Source organism: Rhizobium grahamii (assembly GCF_009498215.1).
Lineage (GTDB): Bacteria > Pseudomonadota > Alphaproteobacteria > Rhizobiales > Rhizobiaceae > Rhizobium > Rhizobium grahamii_A.
On sequence record NZ_CP043498.1, the window covers coordinates 1188995 to 1205927 of the forward strand.

Below are 16933 nucleotides of genomic sequence, written 5' to 3' on the forward strand. Positions count from 1 at the left end.
CCACCGTTTGAACCGACAAGAGGAAGCTTATGACCGAGATTACGGCTGCACTGGTGAAGGAACTGCGCGAGAAGTCCGGCGCAGGTATGATGGACTGCAAGAAGGCGCTGCTGGAAAACAACGGCGACATCGAAGCATCGATCGACTGGCTCCGCGCCAAGGGCATCTCCAAGGCCGACAAGAAGGCCGGCCGCGCTGCTGCCGAAGGCCTGGTTGCCATCGCTGGCGCCGGCCACAAGGCCGTTGTCGTCGAGCTGAACTCGGAAACCGACTTCGTTGCCCGTAACGACGCCTTCCAGGATCTGGTTCGCGGCATCGCCAACGTTGCCCTGTCCACCGACGGTACGGTTGAAGCCATTGCTGCTGCGACCTACCCGGCATCCGGCAAGCCGGTTGCCGACACGATCAAGGACGCGATCGCCACCATCGGCGAAAACATGACGCTCCGTCGCGCTGCCAAGCTCGAAGTCGAGCACGGCGTTGTCGCGACCTACATCCACAACGCTGCCGGCGACGGCATCGGCAAGCTCGGCGTTCTCGTCGCTCTGAAGTCGGAAGGCGACAAGGCTGTCCTGACCTCGATCGGCCGCCAGGTTGCCATGCACATCGCTGCGACCAACCCGCTGGCAATCCGCGCTGAAGAAGTCGACGCTGCCGTGGCCGAACGCGAACGCAACGTCTTCATCGAGCAGGCTCGCGAATCCGGCAAGCCGGAAGCCATCATCGAAAAGATGGTCGATGGCCGCATGCGCAAGTTCTTCGAAGAAGTTGCTCTGCTCTCGCAGGCTTTCGTCATCAACCCCGACCTGACGGTCGGTGCTGCTGTTGAAGCCGCTGCCAAGGAAGCTGGCGCCAAGATCGAAGTCGTCGGCATGGCGCGTCTTCTCCTCGGCGAAGGCGTCGAGAAGGAAGAGAGCGATTTCGCTGCCGAAGTGGCTGCAGTCGCCAAGGGCTGATCGTCCTATATATGTGAAAACAGAAGGGCATCGCGTGACAACGCGATGCCCTTCGTGTATCCGGCACAAAGCGGTAAAATACGAGGAGCCAAGATGTCGTCAGAGCCTGTCTACAAACGCGTTCTACTCAAGGCTTCCGGCGAAGCCCTCATGGGCAGCCAGGGATTTGGAATCGATGTAGCCGTGGCCGATCGCATTGCGGCCGACATTGCAGAAGCAAGGCAGATGGGTGTTGAAGTCGGCGTCGTCGTCGGCGGTGGCAACATCTTCCGCGGCGTGGCTGTTGCCTCCAAGGGCGGCGATCGCGTCACCGGCGACCACATGGGTATGCTGGCCACCGTCATTAACGCGCTGGCGCTGGCGACTTCGCTGCGCAAGCTCAACATCGACACGGTCGTTCTGTCGGCCATCGCGATGCCCGAGATTTGCGAGAGCTTCTCGCAGCGCGCGACGCTCTATCATCTGTCGCTCGGTCGCGTCGTGATCTTTGCCGGCGGCACCGGCAATCCTTTCTTCACGACGGACTCCGCGGCAGCGCTTCGCGCCGCCGAAATGGGCGCTGAAGCCATCTTCAAGGGAACCCAGGTCGATGGTATCTATTCGGCCGATCCGAAGAAGGTGCCCGATGCCACGCGTTTCGATCACTTGACGCACAAGGAAGTCCTAGACAAGGGACTGGCCGTCATGGACGTTGCCGCCGTTGCGCTGGCGCGCGAAAATTCCATTCCGATCATCGTCTTCTCGATCCACGAGAAGGGCGGTTTTGCGGAAATCCTCAAGGGCGGCGGTCTGAAGACCGTCGTCTCCGACAATTGATTGAGTGGCGGCATCGTTAGCCGCAGCTTCTACCGATACGGGAGCACTGAAATGAGCCAAGGCATAGATATCAACGACATCAAGCGTCGCATGGATGGCGCGATCAATGCGTTCAAGAGCGATATCGCATCGCTACGCACGGGCCGCGCGTCGGCCAACATTCTCGATCCAGTCACAGTCGAAGCCTATGGTTCGCGTGTGCCGCTGAACCAGGTGGCAAACGTGACTGTTCCTGAGCCTAGAATGCTCGGCATTTCCGTCTGGGACAAGTCGATGGTCAACGCGGTCGATCGCGCGATCCGCGAAGCCAATCTCGGCCTGAACCCGATCGTCGACGGCCAGAATCTGCGTATTCCTCTGCCTGAGCTGAACGAAGAGCGCCGCAAGTCGCTCGTCAAGGTTGCTCACGACTATGCTGAAAAAAGCAAGGTTGCGATTCGCCATGTTCGCCGCGATGGCATGGATGGCCTTAAGAAAGCCGAAAAAGACGGTGTGATTGGCCAGGACGAAAGCCGGGCACAGTCGGATCGTGTGCAGAAGATGACAGACGAGACGATTTCTGAGGTCGATCGCTTGCTTGGCGAGAAGGAAAAGGAAATCATGCAGGTCTAGTGGGACCTGCAGCTGAGCCTATGGCTGGAAGAACCGGACGGGAAATGTCGGAAAGAACATTTTTGACTGTACCAGAACATGTTGCCATCATCATGGATGGCAACGGCCGATGGGCAAAGCAACGCGGATTGCCGCGTACGATGGGGCATAGGAAGGGTGTCGACGCTGTCCGCGAGACCGTACGGGTCGCTGGCGATGTCGGGATAAAATATCTTACCCTGTTTGCTTTCTCGTCGGAGAACTGGCGCCGCCCGGAAACCGAAGTCTCCGATCTTCTCGGGTTGCTGAAGGCGTTCATCCGCCGCGATCTTGCGGAGTTGCATCGCCAGAACGTACGCGTGAAGGTGATCGGCGATCGCTATAGCCTGCAGAACGATATCCTCGACCTTCTTGTTGATGCTGAAGAGACAACCAAGGCGAACACGGCGCTGACGCTCGTGATCGCCTTCAACTACGGCTCCCGCGACGAGATCGCTCGTGCGATGACGAGCCTTGCGCGCGATATCGAGAGCGGCCATCTCCGGGCCCAGGATGTGACGCCCGCGTTGATCAGCGCGCGCCTCGATACAGCTGGTATTCCCGACCCGGACCTGATCATTCGCACCAGCGGCGAGGAGCGGTTGTCGAACTTCCTGCTCTGGCAGGCTGCCTACTCGGAGTTCATCTTTCTACCGGAGTACTGGCCAGATTTTGGCCGCGAGACATTCTATTCGGCCCTGGAGACCTTTGCCGCCAGGGATCGTCGATTCGGCGGTCTCGTAGCGCAGGCTGCGGCGGCAGTGGGCAGTTGATGCAGCCGGAACTCAAGCTCCGCATCATTTCCGGCATCATTCTGGCGATCGTCGTTCTCGGCGCGACCATCTATGGCGGCGTGGTCTTCAGTGTGCTTTCCGCGCTGATCGGGCTTCTGATTTATTATGAATGGTCGACGATTACGCGTCTGCAGGCCGAACAGCCACTGACGAACGTGGTGGGCTGGATCGGGCAGGCGGCAATTGCCGCGGCCGTGGTCGCCGGAACGCTTGGCTATTCCCTCATCCTGCTCGCGTTATTCTTTGTCCTCGCGATTGGCCTGATGTTCGCTGGCCGCACATCATCCTGGTTTCCCGCAGGTGTCGTCTATGCCGGCCTGACAGGGATTGCACTCTCAGGCATTCGCGGTTCTGACAGCGCTGGGCTGCACGCGATGCTCTTCGTATTCGCTGTCGTATGGGCAACGGATATTCTGGCTTATTTCATAGGTCGCGCGATCGGCGGCCCGAAACTGGCTCCAAAGATATCGCCCGGCAAGACGTGGTCGGGAGCGATCGGCGGGACCGTATCTGCGGTCGTGGCCGGTGTTCTCGTCGCCTACTTTGCATTCTCGGGAAAAGTTGCGCTGGCTGCACCGATCGCGTTTGTTCTGTCGGTCTTCAGCCAGTCGGGTGATCTCTTCGAATCCTTCATCAAGCGCCGCTTCGGCGTCAAGGATTCGAGCCATCTTATCCCGGGACACGGCGGCGTCATGGACAGGGTTGATGGGCTCATTTTCGCCTGTTTTGCGGCGTTCTTGCTAGCTGGGCTTTTTTCGCTGATAAAGGGCGGTGAAGTAACGTCGCTCGGTGCAGCCCTGTTCGGCGTTTGATATCTGCAAAGGCTGGCGGAAAGATCAGATGCTTGGCTTGACCGGAATACTTGGGTTTTTGACGGGTTACATCGTCCCGTTCGTCCTTGTGTTGTCATTGCTCGTCTTCGTGCACGAGATGGGGCACTACCTCGTTGGTCGCTGGAGCGGCATCCGCATTCTGGCGTTTTCGATCGGCTTCGGCCCGAATTGGTCGGTTTCAATGACCGCCACGGGACGCGCTGGAAGCTTTCGGCGATACCGCTCGGCGGCTATGTCCGATTCTTCGGCGACGAAGACGCCTCCAGCAAGCCTGATGAAGAAAAGCTCGCGGCGATGTCGGGGGAGGAGCGCGCTGCGTCCTTCGCCGGTGCCAAGCTCTGGAAGCGGGCGGCGACCGTGGCAGCGGGGCCGATTGCAAACTTCATTCTCGCGATTGCCATCTTCGCGGTCCTGTTCTCTATCTATGGTCGCTCGGTCGCCGATCCTGTTGTTGCTGAGGTAAAGCCCGGCAGTGCTGCCGCTGAAGCTGGTATCATCCCGGGTGACCTGCTTGTTTCCATCGACGGTGATAAGGTCGAGACCTTCGACGACGTCCGCCGCTATGTCAGCATTCGGCCTGAGCAAAAGATCGTCGTTACGATCGAACGCAATGGCGAGAAGCTCGACGTGCCGATGGTGCCCGTTCGCACCGACATGACGGATCAGTTCGGCAACAAGATCGAGATTGGACTGATCGGCATCGTCACCAACCAGGAAGTCGGCCATTTCCGGCAGCAGACCTACACGCCGCTTGGCGCGCTGAAGGAAGGCACGATCCAGACCTGGCATATCGTGACCGGCACATTCAAATATATCGGCAATCTTGTTTCCGGTTACATGAAGCCCGACCAGCTCGGCGGACCGATCCGCGTCGCGCAGGCATCCGGCCAGATGGCGACGCTGGGCGTTGCAGCTTTGCTTCAGCTGGCTGCTGTTCTGTCTGTTTCCATCGGTTTGCTCAATCTGATGCCGGTTCCGGTACTTGATGGCGGCCACCTGATGTTTTATGCGATTGAAGCGGTGAGGGGAAAACCGTTGGGTTCGTCGGCCCAGGAGATTGCGTTTCGCATCGGCCTGGCCATGGTTCTGAGCCTGATGGTTTTTGCTACCTGGAACGATATAAGCGCATTGATTGGATAGCTGGCGGCGAGAAAAAATTACCGTTTATTTACGATGTTTCAAAGCTGTAGTGGCGAATGCGTCACGCTTCGAAATGAAGTAAACAGAAATTAACTTGCTACCTTGCTTGTATGTCAAAAGCGGGTAAAACGACACACGTGGCCGGAATCGGGGGACGCCTGACGCCGGGGACGAGAAACAAAGGTAATGGGTGAAATGAAGGCTGGTTCAAGATTTTTGAACGCAGTATCGGCGGTTGCGCTGTCTGCTGGTGTTGTTGCTACGGGGGCAGGTACAACAGTTTTCGTCTCGGCTACCTCAGCTGAGGCCGCCGTCATTCAGCGTGTCGATGTGCGTGGAGCGAGCCGTGTTGGCGCCGAAGCCGTGCGCTCGAACCTGACGATCACGCCCGGCAAAAGCTTCTCGAACACCGACATCGACGACTCGGTCAAGCAACTCTACGACACCGGATACTTTTCGGATGTGAAGATCGCCGTTTCCGGCGGGACGCTTGTCGTCACCGTGCAGGAAGCGCAGCTGGTCAACCAGGTCGTCTTCAACGGAAACCGCAAGATCAAGGACGACAAGCTCGCTGCCGTCGTCAAGACGCACGCTGCCGGCCCATACAGCGAAGCGCAGGTTCAGGCCGACATTCAGGCCATCAAGGACGCCTATGCTGCGACCGGCCGTAGCGAAGTCGAAGTGACGACGCAGGTGGTTCCGCTTGGCGAAGGCCGCGTCAACCTCGCTTATGTCGTCAACGAAGGTGATCGTACCAAGATCGCTGCCATCAATTTCGTCGGCAATAGCGCCTACAGCTCTGGCCGCCTGGCTTCCGTCATCAACACGAAGCGCTCCAACTTCCTGTCGTTCCTGACCCGCAAGGACGTCTACAGCGAAGACAAGCTGCATGCCGATGAAGAAGCGCTGCGCCAGTTCTATTACAATCGCGGCTATGCCGACTTCCGCATCGTGTCTTCCGATGCTGCCTTCGATGAAGGCACGAACAAATACACCCTGACTTTCAACATCGAAGAAGGTCCGCGTTACGACTTCGGTGCCGTTACGGTTCAGTCGACCGTCCAGGGCATCGATGGCGCTCAGTTGCAGGGCCTCGTCCGCACGCATGAAGGCGACGTTTACAACGCCAAGGAAGTTCAGAAGTCGATCGAGGCTATCTCGGATCAGGTCGCTTCCGCAGGCTATCCGTTCGCTCGTGTCACGCCGCGCGGCAACCGCGATCTGAACAACAACACGATCGGTGTTGAATATCTGGTCGACCAGGGCGAGCGCGCCTACGTCGAGCGCATCGAAATCCGCGGCAACAGCCGCACGCGCGACTACGTTATCCGTCGCGAGTTCGACATGAGCGAAGGCGACGCCTTCAACCAGCAGATGATCACGAAGGCGAAGCGTCGCCTCGAAGCTCTCGGCTACTTCTCTGCGGTCAACATCTCGACCCAGCCTGGCAGCTCGCCGGACCGCGTTGTCGTCGTTGTTGACGTGCAGGATCAGGCAACCGGCTCGTTCGGTATCGGCGCAGGCTATGCTGCCGGCGGCGACGGTCTTCTGCTCGAAGCGTCGGTCGAAGAAAAGAACTTCCTCGGTCGTGGCCAGTACATCAAGATCAGCGCAGGTGGCGGCGAAGAAGGTTCGCGCACTTACGGCCTGAACTTCACCGAGCCGTACTTCCTCGGTTATCGCCTGGCCGTCGGTTTCGACATCAACCACAGCGAGACGTCGAGCAACGACAACTACGACTACGAAGAAAACAACGTCGTATTGCGTGCAACGGCGCCGATCACTGAAGATCTTGCGACGACCTTCCGCTACAACTACAAGCAGATGAAGTACGATCCGTCGGGATCGCTGTCTGATCTGTCGACGCCTTACCAGGATCTCGTCAACAACAGCCCGTGGGTGAAGTCGTCTGTGTCTCAGACGCTGACCTACAACACGCTGGACGACATGATTCTGCCGCGCGAAGGTATCTATGCCAGCGCCACGCAGGAAATTGCCGGTCTTGGTGGCGACTCGCAGTTCTACAAGATCTACGGCAAGGCTCGTTACTACCACCTACTGGCTGACGATGCCGACATCATCGGCTCGGTCGCAGGTTCGGCGGGCTACGTTGTAGGCTTCGGCGACAATCTGCACGTATTCGACCAGTTCACGTTGACGAACGGCGATATCCGCGGCTTCGAGAACAAGGGTATCGGCCCTCGCGTCGGCGGCGGTCCGGATGATCCGCTCGGTGGCACGACGTACTTCACGGTTTCCGCTGAAGCGACGTTCCCGCTGCCTGCAGTTCCGCGTGACTTCGGTCTTCGCGGTGCCGTCTTCGCGGATGCCGGCACGCTCTTTGGCAACAAGGTCAGCGTCGGTGGTGGCGAATACGTCAACGGTGAAGACGCATCCCTGCGTGCATCCGTCGGTGTCGGTCTGGTCTGGAATTCGCCGTTCGGTGCACTCCGCGTCGACTACGCCTTCCCGGTCCTGAAGGAAGACTACGACAAGGTTCAGCACTTCAAGTTTGGCATCAACAACCAATTCTGATATCGGCAGTCCGGAACCGTAACGTCGAATTCCGTTCTGGAGATTTGCCGATGGAGCAAACCTGTTTTTTTCTGCCCCATGATGGCGTGAAGCTTTCGGAGCTGGCGCAGTATCTTGGGGCGGAACTTGCTGATCCCACAAACGCAAACATCGTTATCCACTCCGTCGCTCCGGTGAGCCGGGCGAAGGAGGGAGACGTTTGCTATGTCATTTCCAAGAAGAGCAAGGATGAACTCTCATCCTGCCGGGCCTCCGCTGTAATCTGCAGCGCAGGCCTGCAATCGATCGTGCCCTCTCATATTGCCGTTCTGGTCTCGAAAAACGCCCACGCGGCGTTTGCGATGGCCGGCGGTTTTCTGTACCCGACGGCGCTGCAGCCCTTGCCGACACTTTCTCAATCGGCTGGCATTTCCGATCGCGCCGCGATCGATCCGACTGCCAAGCTCGAAAAGAATGTCGCGGTCGAGCCGTTTGCCGTGATTGGGGCGGATGCTGAGATCGGCGAAGGCACGAGAATCGGCGCCGGCGCCGTCATCGGGCCCGGCGTGAAGATCGGTCGCAGTTGCTCGATTGCCGCCGGGAGCAGCGTGCTCTGTGCGCTCGTCGGAAACGGCGTGATCATTCACAATGGTGCCCGGATCGGCCAGGATGGCTTCGGCTATGCCCCCGGACAGAGAGGAATGATCAAGATCGTCCAGATCGGCCGTGTCATTATTCAGGATCACGTTGAGATCGGCGCAAACACGACGATCGATCGTGGCACGATGGATGATACGGTCATCGGCGAAGGCACGAAGATCGACAATCAGGTACAGATCGGCCACAACGTTCGTATTGGCCGTCACTGCGCGATTGTGTCTCAGGTTGGCATCGCCGGCAGCACCGTTCTGGGCGACGGCGTGCAAGTCGGCGGCCAGGCAGGTCTCAACGGCCACATCACGATCGGCGCCGGCGTCCAGATCGCCGCCAAGAGCGGTGTCGTGGCCGATATTCCAGCGGGCGAGCGTTATGGCGGGTTGCCAGCGCGCCCGATCAACGATTTTCTGCGTGAGGTCGCAACAGTTATGACGCGTGCGGCCGGCGCCAAGAAACCGGGAGAAAAGAATGACTGAGCAAGTCACGAAGCAGCTTTCTTCGGCAGACATCATGGAAATCATGAAGCTGCTGCCGCATCGTTATCCGTTCTTGCTGGTCGATAAGATCATCGAGATCGACGGTGACGATTCCGCCATCGGCATCAAGAACGTCACCGCAAGCGAGCCGCATTTCACCGGGCACTTTCCGGAGTCGCCGATCATGCCTGGCGTTCTCCTGGTCGAAGGCATGGCCCAGACGGCCGGCGCGATCTGTGCGAAAAAGGAAGGCGAAGGCGGCAATCTCGTCTACTTCATGACGATCGACAATGCGCGTTTTAGAAAGCCCGTAGTGCCCGGCGACCGCGTCGAGTATCATGTGAAGAAGCAGAAGCAGCGCGGCAACATCTGGAAGTTCCACTGCGACGCAAAGGTGGATGGCGCACTCGTTGCCGAGGCCGATATCGGCGCAATGATCGTCCGCAAGGAAAAAGCATGAGCATGATCGCAACCAGCGCCAGCATCCACCCGATGGCGGTCGTCGAAGATGGCGCGGTTATCGGCGAGAATGTCAAGATTGGTCCTTTTTGCCACGTCGGGCCGCATGTCGTGCTCGGCGACAATGTTGAACTGCTGGCGCACGCGGTCGTGACCGGGCGCACGACGATCGGCAAGGGAACGCGCATCTTCCCGATGGCTGTGATCGGCGGCGATCCGCAGAGTGTCCATCACGGAGGCGAGGAAACCACGCTTTCGGTCGGTGATAATTGCACCATCCGCGAAGGCGTCACCATGAATACCGGCACGGCCGATTTCGGTGGCAAGACGATTGTCGGAAACAACAATCTTTTCCTTGCGAATTCGCACGTGGCCCACGATTGCCGTGTCGGCAATCACGTCATCATGTCGAACAACGTGATGCTGGCTGGACATGTCGTTATCGAGGATCGCGTGATCCTGGGTGGCGGTTCGGCTGTTCATCAGTTCACACGTGTTGGCCGTCAGGCGTTCGTCGGCGGCCTCTCTGCCGTAAGCTATGACGTCATCCCTTATGGGATGCTCAACGGAAATCCGGGTCTGCTTGGCGGCCTCAATGTCGTTGGCATGACGCGTGCCGGCGTTGACCGTGCGACGATCCACGTCGTCCGCCGCGCCTACAAGGCGATCTTCGAAGGCGGCGGATCTGCGCGTGACAATGCAGCGGCCATCCGCGAGGAATATGCTGACTGCGAACAGGTCATGCATATCCTAGACTTTATTGCGGCTGAGAGTGATCGCGCTCTTTCCTCACCGACCCGAGGCGCGAAGGGGTGATCCTTGTCTCCGGCCGGTGACGCAACGAAAGGGCGGCTCGCGATTATCGCGGGCAGCGGCCTTCTTCCGTCCTATGTTGCCGACGCCGCGCGTCTTGCTGGCGAAAATCCATTTATCATCGCGCTGAAGAACGAGGCCGACCGTTCCTGGCAGGACTTTGACCATGCGATGATCGGCGTCGGTGACTTTGCCGCGCTGGCCCGTCTCCTGGACACGAACGCTGTCGACCGCGTGGTGATGTCCGGCGGGGTGAAGCGTCGTCCTGATTGGCGCGAGGTTCGTCCGACCTGGAAAACGCTGGCGAAAATTCCCGGAGTAATTCGGACGCTTCTGTCGGGCGGCGACGATACGGTTCTTCGTATGGTGATCGAGCTGATCGAAGTGAACGGCCGCCGTGTCGTCGGCGCGCAGGAGATAGCGCCGGATTTGCTGGCGACGGTCGGGCCCTTGGGTTCGGTCGTGCCGAATGCGGATGATCTCAGAGACATTGCCAAGGCGGGAGAGGCGGCCGATGCGCTTGGTCGGCTTGATGTGGGTCAGGGTGCCGTTGCCGTCGGTGGGCGGATCGTGGCTCTTGAGGGCGTCGAGGGCACCGACAGCATGCTTGAGCGTGTCGCGGGTCTGCGGGCTGCCGGAAGAATTTCGGCGCGTCGCAAGGGCGTGCTCGTAAAGCTCTGCAAGCCGCAGCAGGACATTCGCGCCGACTTGCCCTCGATGGGAATCTCCACGGTCGAGAATGCAAGCAGGGCCGGGCTTGCCGGCGTTGCGGTCGAAGCTGGCCGCGCGCTGGTGCTGGAACGAGACGCCGTGATCAAGGCGGCGAATGATGCCGGCCTGTTTGTCTGTGGTATCGATCGCGGCCTGCCATCCTGGGGATTGGAATGAGCAAGGAAACTCTGAAGGTTGCGATTATAGCCGGCGAGGTTTCAGGTGACCTCCTCGCCGCGGATCTGATTGCTGCCCTGAAAGAGCGATACGCAGGCCTAATCGAGCTGATTGGGGTGGGCGGAGAGGCTCTGGAAGAACAGGGCTTGCGATCGCTTTTCGATTTCTCCGAGCTCTCGATTATGGGGATTACGCAGGTAATCGCGAAGCTGCCGAAGCTGGTTCGTCGCATCAGACAGACCGCAGCAGCCGTGATTGCGGCAAAGCCTGATGTCCTCATTATCGTCGATAGCCCTGATTTCACCCATCGCGTTGCCAAGCGTGTACGGGCCGCGCTGCCGGATTGCCCGGTCGTGAACTATGTCTGCCCGAGCGTTTGGGCGTGGAAGGAGTACCGCGCCCAGAAGATGCTTGGTTACGTCGACCACGTCCTCGCCGTCTTGCCGTTCGAACCCGAGATCATGAAAAAACTCGGCGGTCCGCCGACGACATATGTCGGACACCGGCTGACGGCGGATCCGGCGCTGCTCGCGGCGCGCAAATTGCGTGCCGAGACCAAGCCACGCCAGACGACGGATCTCCGGACGATTATGCTTCTGCCCGGATCGCGTGGTTCGGAGATCTCCAAGCTGCTCCCGCATTTTGGCGAGGCAGTTCAGGAACTTTCAGCTCGCAACGCCAATCTGCACTTCGTGCTGCCGACCCTGGCTCGCCGCGAAGCAATGATACGCGAAATGATGGACGGCTGGGCGGTAAGGCCGGAGCTCGTGGTCGGAGCCGATGCAAAATGGCGGGCATTTGCGGAAGCGGATGCTGCGATGGCGGCATCCGGCACTGTCATTCTTGAGCTGGGGCTGACCGGCGTCCCATGCGTGTCGACCTACCAGACCGACTGGATCATCAAGCTGATGACGAGCCGCATCAAGACGTGGACGGGGGCCATTCCCAACCTCATCGCCGACTATGCCGTCGTACCTGAATATATCAACGAGGTCGTTCGCGGAGCGAGCCTGGCGCGCTGGATGGAGAAGCTCTCCGTCGATACCCTGCCGCGCCGCGCGATGGTCGAGGGCTATGACCTTGTTTGGGAGCGCATGCGCACCGAGAAACCGCCCGGCGAGCACGCCGCCGAAATCGTGCTTGATGTCGTTCAAAAGAAAAAGCCCGGTCATTTCTGACCGGGCTTTTCATATTGTGGCGATTGCCGCTTAGCGCTTGGAAACCGGAACGTAATCGCGCTTCGGCTCGCCGATGTAGAGCTGACGCGGACGACCGATCCGCTGCTGCGGATCCTCGATCATTTCGTTCCACTGAGCGATCCAGCCGACGGTACGGGCCAGGGCGAAGAGCACGGTGAACATGGTCGTGGGGAAGCCCAGAGCCTTCAGCGTGATGCCGGAATAGAAGTCGATGTTCGGATAGAGCTTCTTCTCGATGAAGTACTCGTCCGTCAGCGCGATGCGCTCGAGTTCCATTGCCACTTCCAGGAGCGGATCGTCCTTGATGCCGAGTTCGCCGAGCACTTCGTGCGTCGTCTTCTGCATGATCTTGGCGCGCGGGTCGTAGTTCTTGTAGACGCGATGACCAAAGCCCATCAGGCGGAACGGATCGTTCTTGTCCTTGGCACGGGCGACGTACTCAGGGATGCGGTCAACGCTGCCGATTTCCTGCAGCATGTTGAGAGCTGCTTCGTTGGCGCCGCCGTGAGCGGGGCCCCAGAGGCAGGCGATGCCGGCCGCGATGCAGGCAAACGGGTTCGCACCCGAGGAGCCGGCGAGACGAACGGTCGAGGTCGATGCGTTCTGCTCGTGATCGGCGTGCAGGATGAAGATGCGGTCCATGGCGCGGGCAAGCACCGGATTGACCACATATTCCTCGCAAGGAACGGCAAAGCACATGCGCAGGAAGTTCGACGCGTAGTCGAGATCGTTCTTCGGGTAAACGAAGGGCTGACCGATATGGTACTTGTAGGCCATCGCCGCGATCGTCGGCATCTTGGCAATCATGCGCAGCGAAGCGACCATGCGCTGGTGCGGATCGGTGATGTCGGTCGAGTCATGATAGAAGGCCGACAGGGCGCCGACGCAGCCGCACATAACGGCCATCGGGTGTGCGTCGCGGCGGAAGCCGGTGAAGAAGCGGCTCATCTGCTCGTGCACCATCGTATGGTGCGTTACACGATAGTCGAAGTCCTTCTTCTGTGCTGCAGTCGGCAGTTCGCCGTAGAGAAGCAGGTAGCAGACTTCGAGGAAGTCGCCGTGCTCGGCGAGCTGCTCGATCGGATAACCGCGGTGCAGAAGAACGCCTTCGTCGCCGTCGATGTAGGTAATTTTCGATTCACAGGATGCGGTCGAGGTGAAACCAGGATCGTACGTGAAGGAAGCCGTGTTCTTGTACAGGGCGCCGATATCGATGACATCAGGGCCGATCGTGCCGCTCTTGACGGCGAGATCGACTGATTTGTCACCGATTTTCAGTGTTGCGCTTTGTTCCGTCATTCTGATCCTCCAAACTGGCGGGTGGCGCCATAAAAGCGCCATAGGGTTAAGCGTCGTCGACGATAGCTATATGATCGCGGCCCTAATGCCAAGTTACCGTGATGCCATTTTGTGCATCGCAGTATCAACTTTTAAGCACCGCAGAGATGCCGTACTTGCATAGCGGAAGCTAATGATAATCCTTGGCTTTTCGGTGTTCGAAATTCTCTCTTTAATTCAATCGATTATTGTTGCCTGAGGGCCGGATAGCTTGCATTCTGGTTGTAGGATGGGGTCGTTGCGGGCAGGAATGCATGCCGGAGTTGAAGACGATCGAGGTCGACTCGGGCGCACCGCTTGCGACAGCAGGCGTATCCGCGTCGGCACACGTCGTGATCGCGCGTCGTGCAACGCCCACATTCACGCAAACGTCATCGCGGTGGCCGTCAAAAATCGCCCGGCAGGCAAGCAGGCGCTGGTCTGCCGGCAGGCTGGCGCTGGCCGCGGAACTGGATCATGGACGTCTGTTTCTTTGCGCGCCGGTGCTGGCAGGCGCTGGCGCCGTTGCCTGGTTCGAGTTCGACACCGACGCCTCATTGTTCAGGCTGGGCGCATGGATTACTTTCCTGGCCCTGGTCTTCGTCGCGGCGGGCGCCGGTCGACCGCTACCACGGCGCGCCGCACTTGCCGGTCTCCTTTGCGTCGGCGGCATGTTGGCAGCGCAGATAGAGACGTGGCGGGCAGGGACGATCATTCTCGATTCAGCCGTCACCACCACACTGACCGGTCGAGTCGAACGCCGCGAGGGTGATGACAAGGGCCGGTGGCGCTATATCCTCGCGGTGGAGCGAACTGCGTCACCGGCGCTGAAGCGCATGCCAGAACGTGTGTCTCTGCTGGCGCGCGGGGATGCGCCAATTCCGATCGGTAGCTGGATAGAAGTCCGTGCCCGCTTCACACCTCCAGCCGGGCCGGCGTTGCCCGGATTGAACGATTTCGCGTTCGACGCATATTTCGCTGGCGTCGGCGCAAATGGCTTTGCCTATGGTGAACCGGTCGAAGTCGCTCCTGATGCTCTGTCGCCACGGCGCTCGGCACCCGACACGATCGTCGAAGGCCTGTATCGGCTGAGAAGCAGCATCGGCGAGCGCATCCGGTCCATCCTGCCTGGCGATACCGGCGCCTTTGCCGCCTCGCTTGTCACCGACGAGCGCCGGGCGATCTCGGACGAGACGACCGAGGCCTTGCGTCAATCCGGGCTCGCCCATATCGTCGCCATTTCCGGGCTGAACATGGCGCTGTCAGCCGGCATTTTCTTTATTGGCCTACGAGCGGTCTTCGGCCTTTTCCCGGCCTTCGCGCAGGCCTATCCGACCAAGAAAATTGCTGCAGCCGGCGCGTTGGCCGCACTGACGGCCTACTATCTCATATCCGGCTTCGCGGTCTCGGCCGAACGAGCCTATATCATGATGGCGATCATGCTGGTCGCGGCGCTCTTCGACCGTCCCTCGATCAGCCTCCGTAACGTGGCGCTTTCTGCCCTGCTGATCATCCTGACATCGCCGTCGGCAGTGCTCGGACCAAGCTTTCAGATGTCGTTCGCCGCCACGCTGGCCCTAGTTTCGGGTTATGTCGGCTGGATAAGCGGCTCGATGCCCGGCAAGGCGCTATTCGTTCACCCCGTGTTCAAACCGATCGGCTTCGTGTTTCGCTTCTTCGCCGGCATTGCCCTGACGTCGATGATTGGCGGCTTCTCGACCGCACTCTTCTCAATCGAGCATTTTCACCGCCTGAGCGCCTATGGCCTGCCGGCGAACCTGATGGCGATGCCGGTTATCTCGTTCGTCGTCATGCCTATGGGCATGCTGGCAATGCTGCTGACGCCGCTCGGCCTTGACGTTCTGCCCTGGAAGATAGCGGGCTTCGGTCTGGATATCGTCATCGACATCGCCAAGACGGTGTCGGGCTGGGGAGGCACCGTCGACGTCGGCCGCCTTCCGGCATGGTACTTTGCCGTCGCCTCTCTGGCGTTCCTGTTGCAGACGCTGCTTTTCACGCGCCTCAAATATCTCGGCTTTGCCGTCATGCTCATCGCGACCGCCTGCCTCAGGTTTCTGCCGGGATCACCTTTGCCGGAGTTGCTCGTATCGGATGACGGCTCGCTGGTCGCAGTCGTCGACGACGAGGTGCTGGCGACCAACAAACCAAAGCCCGGAGAGTTCATCTTCAATCAATGGCAGCGGGCGCTGGCGATCGAGCCGCAAGTGCCGCCGCTGATCCTCACGGATGTCCCGCCGCCACCGCAAAAGCGGGATCACGAGCGTGTGGTCCTGACCGCGAAAGAGCGGCGCGCGGCGACCGATCTCATGCGTCGATCGACGGAAACGACGCAATTTTCCTGCGCAAAATCAGCGTGGTGCGCTGTGACTTTGAAGAGCGGCTATCTGGTCGTCGTCGTCGACAATCTCGCCTATCTCGGCTCAGCATGCGACGTTGCAGACATCGTCATCACGCCCGCTCGGGTGCGGCTTGCGCAGTGCAGGTCCGGATCGCTTCTGTTTACCGGCGATAGCCTTCGGCGAACCGGCGCCCTGGAAATACGCATTGATGACCAGGGATCACCGGTGATCAACACAGCATACACCGGCCTCGACCGTCCCTGGATGCGGCAGCGGGCCTATGATTGGCGCACCGGAGCCTATGCGGACGCCGTGCGGCAGCCTAGTGATACCGGCGGATCAGCCCGACAAGCTTACCCTGTACCTTGACGCGGTCAGGGCCGAAAATGCGCGTTTCGTAAGCCGGATTGGCGGCTTCCAGCGCGATCGATGCCCCCTTGCGGCGGAAGCGCTTCAACGTCGCTTCCTCGTCGTCGACCAGGGCCACGACGATGTCGCCGGGGTTGGCCGTGCTGCCATTGCGAATGATGACCGTATCGCCGTCGAAAATGCCGGCCTCGATCATCGAGTCGCCTTTGACCTCAAGCGCGTAATGTTCGCCGGATGCCAGCATGTCGGCTGGCACCGAAATATCATGGGTGTTGTTCTGGATTGCCGAAATCGGAACGCCCGCAGCAATGCGTCCCATGACGGGCACGGAGACGGAATTGCCGTTGTCGGCACTAGGGGCGGGTTTCGGCGCAGGGGCAGGTTGCGGCTTCCCAAGGCTGCCTTCGATCACGCTGGGCGAAAAGCCACGCCGAGGCTGAATGCTGGGGCTGTATGCCTCCGGCAGCTTGATAACCTCGAGCGCGCGCGCTCTGTTCGGCAGTCGACGAATGAAGCCGCGCTCCTCGAGAGCGGTGATGAGGCGATGAATGCCCGACTTCGAAGCGAGGTCGAGTGCATCCTTCATTTCGTCGAAGGACGGCGGGACGCCGGACTCTTTCATTCGCTCGTGAATGAAGAGAAGAAGCTCCTGTTGCTTGCGTGTCAGCATCGAAGTCGAACCCCAGAGTCGTGAAACAAAGCCAGAACGGAC

The 16933-nt window shown here is 59.7% G+C and carries 14 protein-coding genes and 1 pseudogene; 13 read left to right on the plus strand and 2 right to left on the minus strand.

The window, feature by feature from the left end; translation table 11 throughout:
• Positions 1–29 precede the first annotated feature (29 nt).
• The 12 genes and pseudogenes from tsf (at position 30) to lpxB (ending at position 12154) form a co-directional block, all read left to right on the plus strand.
• Positions 30–956 (plus strand): translation elongation factor Ts, encoded by a 927-nt coding sequence (gene tsf / locus FZ934_RS05940; RefSeq protein ID WP_153270306.1) that lies wholly within the window; start codon positions 30–32, stop codon positions 954–956.
• 93 nt (positions 957–1049) lie between these two features.
• Positions 1050–1772 carry a UMP kinase gene (pyrH, locus tag FZ934_RS05945; protein WP_153270307.1) on the plus strand — a complete coding sequence of 241 codons (723 nt, stop codon included), beginning with the start codon at positions 1050–1052 and terminating at the stop codon, positions 1770–1772.
• 51 nt (positions 1773–1823) lie between these two features.
• Complete coding sequence (gene frr / locus FZ934_RS05950; protein WP_056819664.1) at positions 1824–2384, plus strand: ribosome recycling factor; 561 nt, start codon at positions 1824–1826, stop codon at positions 2382–2384.
• 44 nt (positions 2385–2428) lie between these two features.
• Positions 2429–3175 (plus strand): isoprenyl transferase, encoded by a 747-nt coding sequence (locus tag FZ934_RS05955; protein ID WP_153270308.1) that lies wholly within the window; start codon positions 2429–2431, stop codon positions 3173–3175.
• Positions 3175–4008: a phosphatidate cytidylyltransferase gene (locus FZ934_RS05960; RefSeq protein ID WP_153270309.1), complete on the plus strand. Its 834-nt coding sequence runs from the start codon at positions 3175–3177 to the stop codon at positions 4006–4008. The genes FZ934_RS05955 and FZ934_RS05960 overlap by 1 nt, the downstream gene beginning before the upstream one ends.
• 28 nt (positions 4009–4036) lie before the next feature.
• Positions 4037–5169 (plus strand): annotated as a pseudogene (rseP, locus tag FZ934_RS05965) (RIP metalloprotease RseP).
• Between the two features lie 195 nt (positions 5170–5364).
• On the plus strand, positions 5365–7704 hold the full coding sequence (gene bamA / locus FZ934_RS05970) for an outer membrane protein assembly factor BamA (protein WP_153272378.1): 2340 nt from the start codon (positions 5365–5367) through the stop codon (positions 7702–7704).
• Positions 7705–7754: 50 nt separating this feature from the next.
• Entirely contained in the window at positions 7755–8816 is a 1062-nt protein-coding gene (gene lpxD / locus FZ934_RS05975) for a UDP-3-O-(3-hydroxymyristoyl)glucosamine N-acyltransferase (RefSeq protein WP_153270310.1), read from the plus strand.
• Entirely contained in the window at positions 8809–9276 is a 468-nt protein-coding gene (gene fabZ, locus FZ934_RS05980) for a 3-hydroxyacyl-ACP dehydratase FabZ (protein WP_113363075.1), read from the plus strand. The genes lpxD and fabZ overlap by 8 nt, the downstream gene beginning before the upstream one ends.
• Positions 9273–10091: an acyl-ACP--UDP-N-acetylglucosamine O-acyltransferase gene (lpxA, locus tag FZ934_RS05985; RefSeq protein WP_113363074.1), complete on the plus strand. Its 819-nt coding sequence runs from the start codon at positions 9273–9275 to the stop codon at positions 10089–10091. Before fabZ ends, lpxA begins: the two co-directional genes overlap by 4 nt.
• Before the next feature lie 3 nt (positions 10092–10094).
• A complete protein-coding gene (locus tag FZ934_RS05990; protein ID WP_153270311.1) occupies positions 10095–10976 on the plus strand; it encodes an LpxI family protein in 882 nt (293 codons plus the stop codon).
• On the plus strand, positions 10973–12154 hold the full coding sequence (gene lpxB / locus FZ934_RS05995; protein ID WP_153270312.1) for a lipid-A-disaccharide synthase: 1182 nt from the start codon (positions 10973–10975) through the stop codon (positions 12152–12154). Before FZ934_RS05990 ends, lpxB begins: the two co-directional genes overlap by 4 nt.
• A gap of 30 nt (positions 12155–12184) precedes the next feature.
• Here the strand turns inward: lpxB and gltA are convergent, their stop codons facing one another.
• Positions 12185–13474, minus strand: a complete 1290-nt coding sequence (gltA, locus tag FZ934_RS06000; protein WP_153270313.1) for a citrate synthase — start codon at positions 13472–13474, stop codon at positions 12185–12187.
• A 293-nt stretch (positions 13475–13767) separates the two neighbouring features.
• On the opposite strand from gltA, the gene FZ934_RS06005 reads away from it, so the two are divergent.
• A complete protein-coding gene (locus FZ934_RS06005) occupies positions 13768–16221 on the plus strand; it encodes a ComEC/Rec2 family competence protein (protein WP_153270314.1) in 2454 nt (817 codons plus the stop codon).
• Here FZ934_RS06005 and lexA read toward each other — a convergent pair.
• On the minus strand, positions 16175–16891 hold the full coding sequence (lexA, locus tag FZ934_RS06010; protein ID WP_113363069.1) for a transcriptional repressor LexA: 717 nt from the start codon (positions 16889–16891) through the stop codon (positions 16175–16177). The genes FZ934_RS06005 and lexA overlap by 47 nt on opposite strands.
• Positions 16892–16933 lie beyond the last annotated feature (42 nt).

Bases quoted from the DNA above. Each gene is read 5' to 3' on its own strand.
- gltA (WP_153270313.1), bottom strand. From the start codon at position 13,474: ATGACGGAACAAAGCGCAACACTGAAAATCGGTGACAAATCAGTCGAT.
- FZ934_RS06005 (WP_153270314.1), top strand. From the start codon at position 13,768: ATGCCGGAGTTGAAGACGATCGAGGTCGACTCGGGCGCACCGCTTGCG.
- FZ934_RS05960 (WP_153270309.1), top strand. From the start codon at position 3,175: ATGCAGCCGGAACTCAAGCTCCGCATCATTTCCGGCATCATTCTGGCG.
- FZ934_RS05955 (WP_153270308.1), top strand. From the start codon at position 2,429: ATGTCGGAAAGAACATTTTTGACTGTACCAGAACATGTTGCCATCATC.
- lexA (WP_113363069.1), bottom strand. From the start codon at position 16,891: ATGCTGACACGCAAGCAACAGGAGCTTCTTCTCTTCATTCACGAGCGA.
- fabZ (WP_113363075.1), top strand. From the start codon at position 8,809: ATGACTGAGCAAGTCACGAAGCAGCTTTCTTCGGCAGACATCATGGAA.
- lpxB (WP_153270312.1), top strand. From the start codon at position 10,973: ATGAGCAAGGAAACTCTGAAGGTTGCGATTATAGCCGGCGAGGTTTCA.
- bamA (WP_153272378.1), top strand. From the start codon at position 5,365: ATGAAGGCTGGTTCAAGATTTTTGAACGCAGTATCGGCGGTTGCGCTG.
- frr (WP_056819664.1), top strand. From the start codon at position 1,824: ATGAGCCAAGGCATAGATATCAACGACATCAAGCGTCGCATGGATGGC.
- lpxA (WP_113363074.1), top strand. From the start codon at position 9,273: ATGAGCATGATCGCAACCAGCGCCAGCATCCACCCGATGGCGGTCGTC.
- tsf (WP_153270306.1), top strand. From the start codon at position 30: ATGACCGAGATTACGGCTGCACTGGTGAAGGAACTGCGCGAGAAGTCC.
- lpxD (WP_153270310.1), top strand. From the start codon at position 7,755: ATGGAGCAAACCTGTTTTTTTCTGCCCCATGATGGCGTGAAGCTTTCG.
- pyrH (WP_153270307.1), top strand. From the start codon at position 1,050: ATGTCGTCAGAGCCTGTCTACAAACGCGTTCTACTCAAGGCTTCCGGC.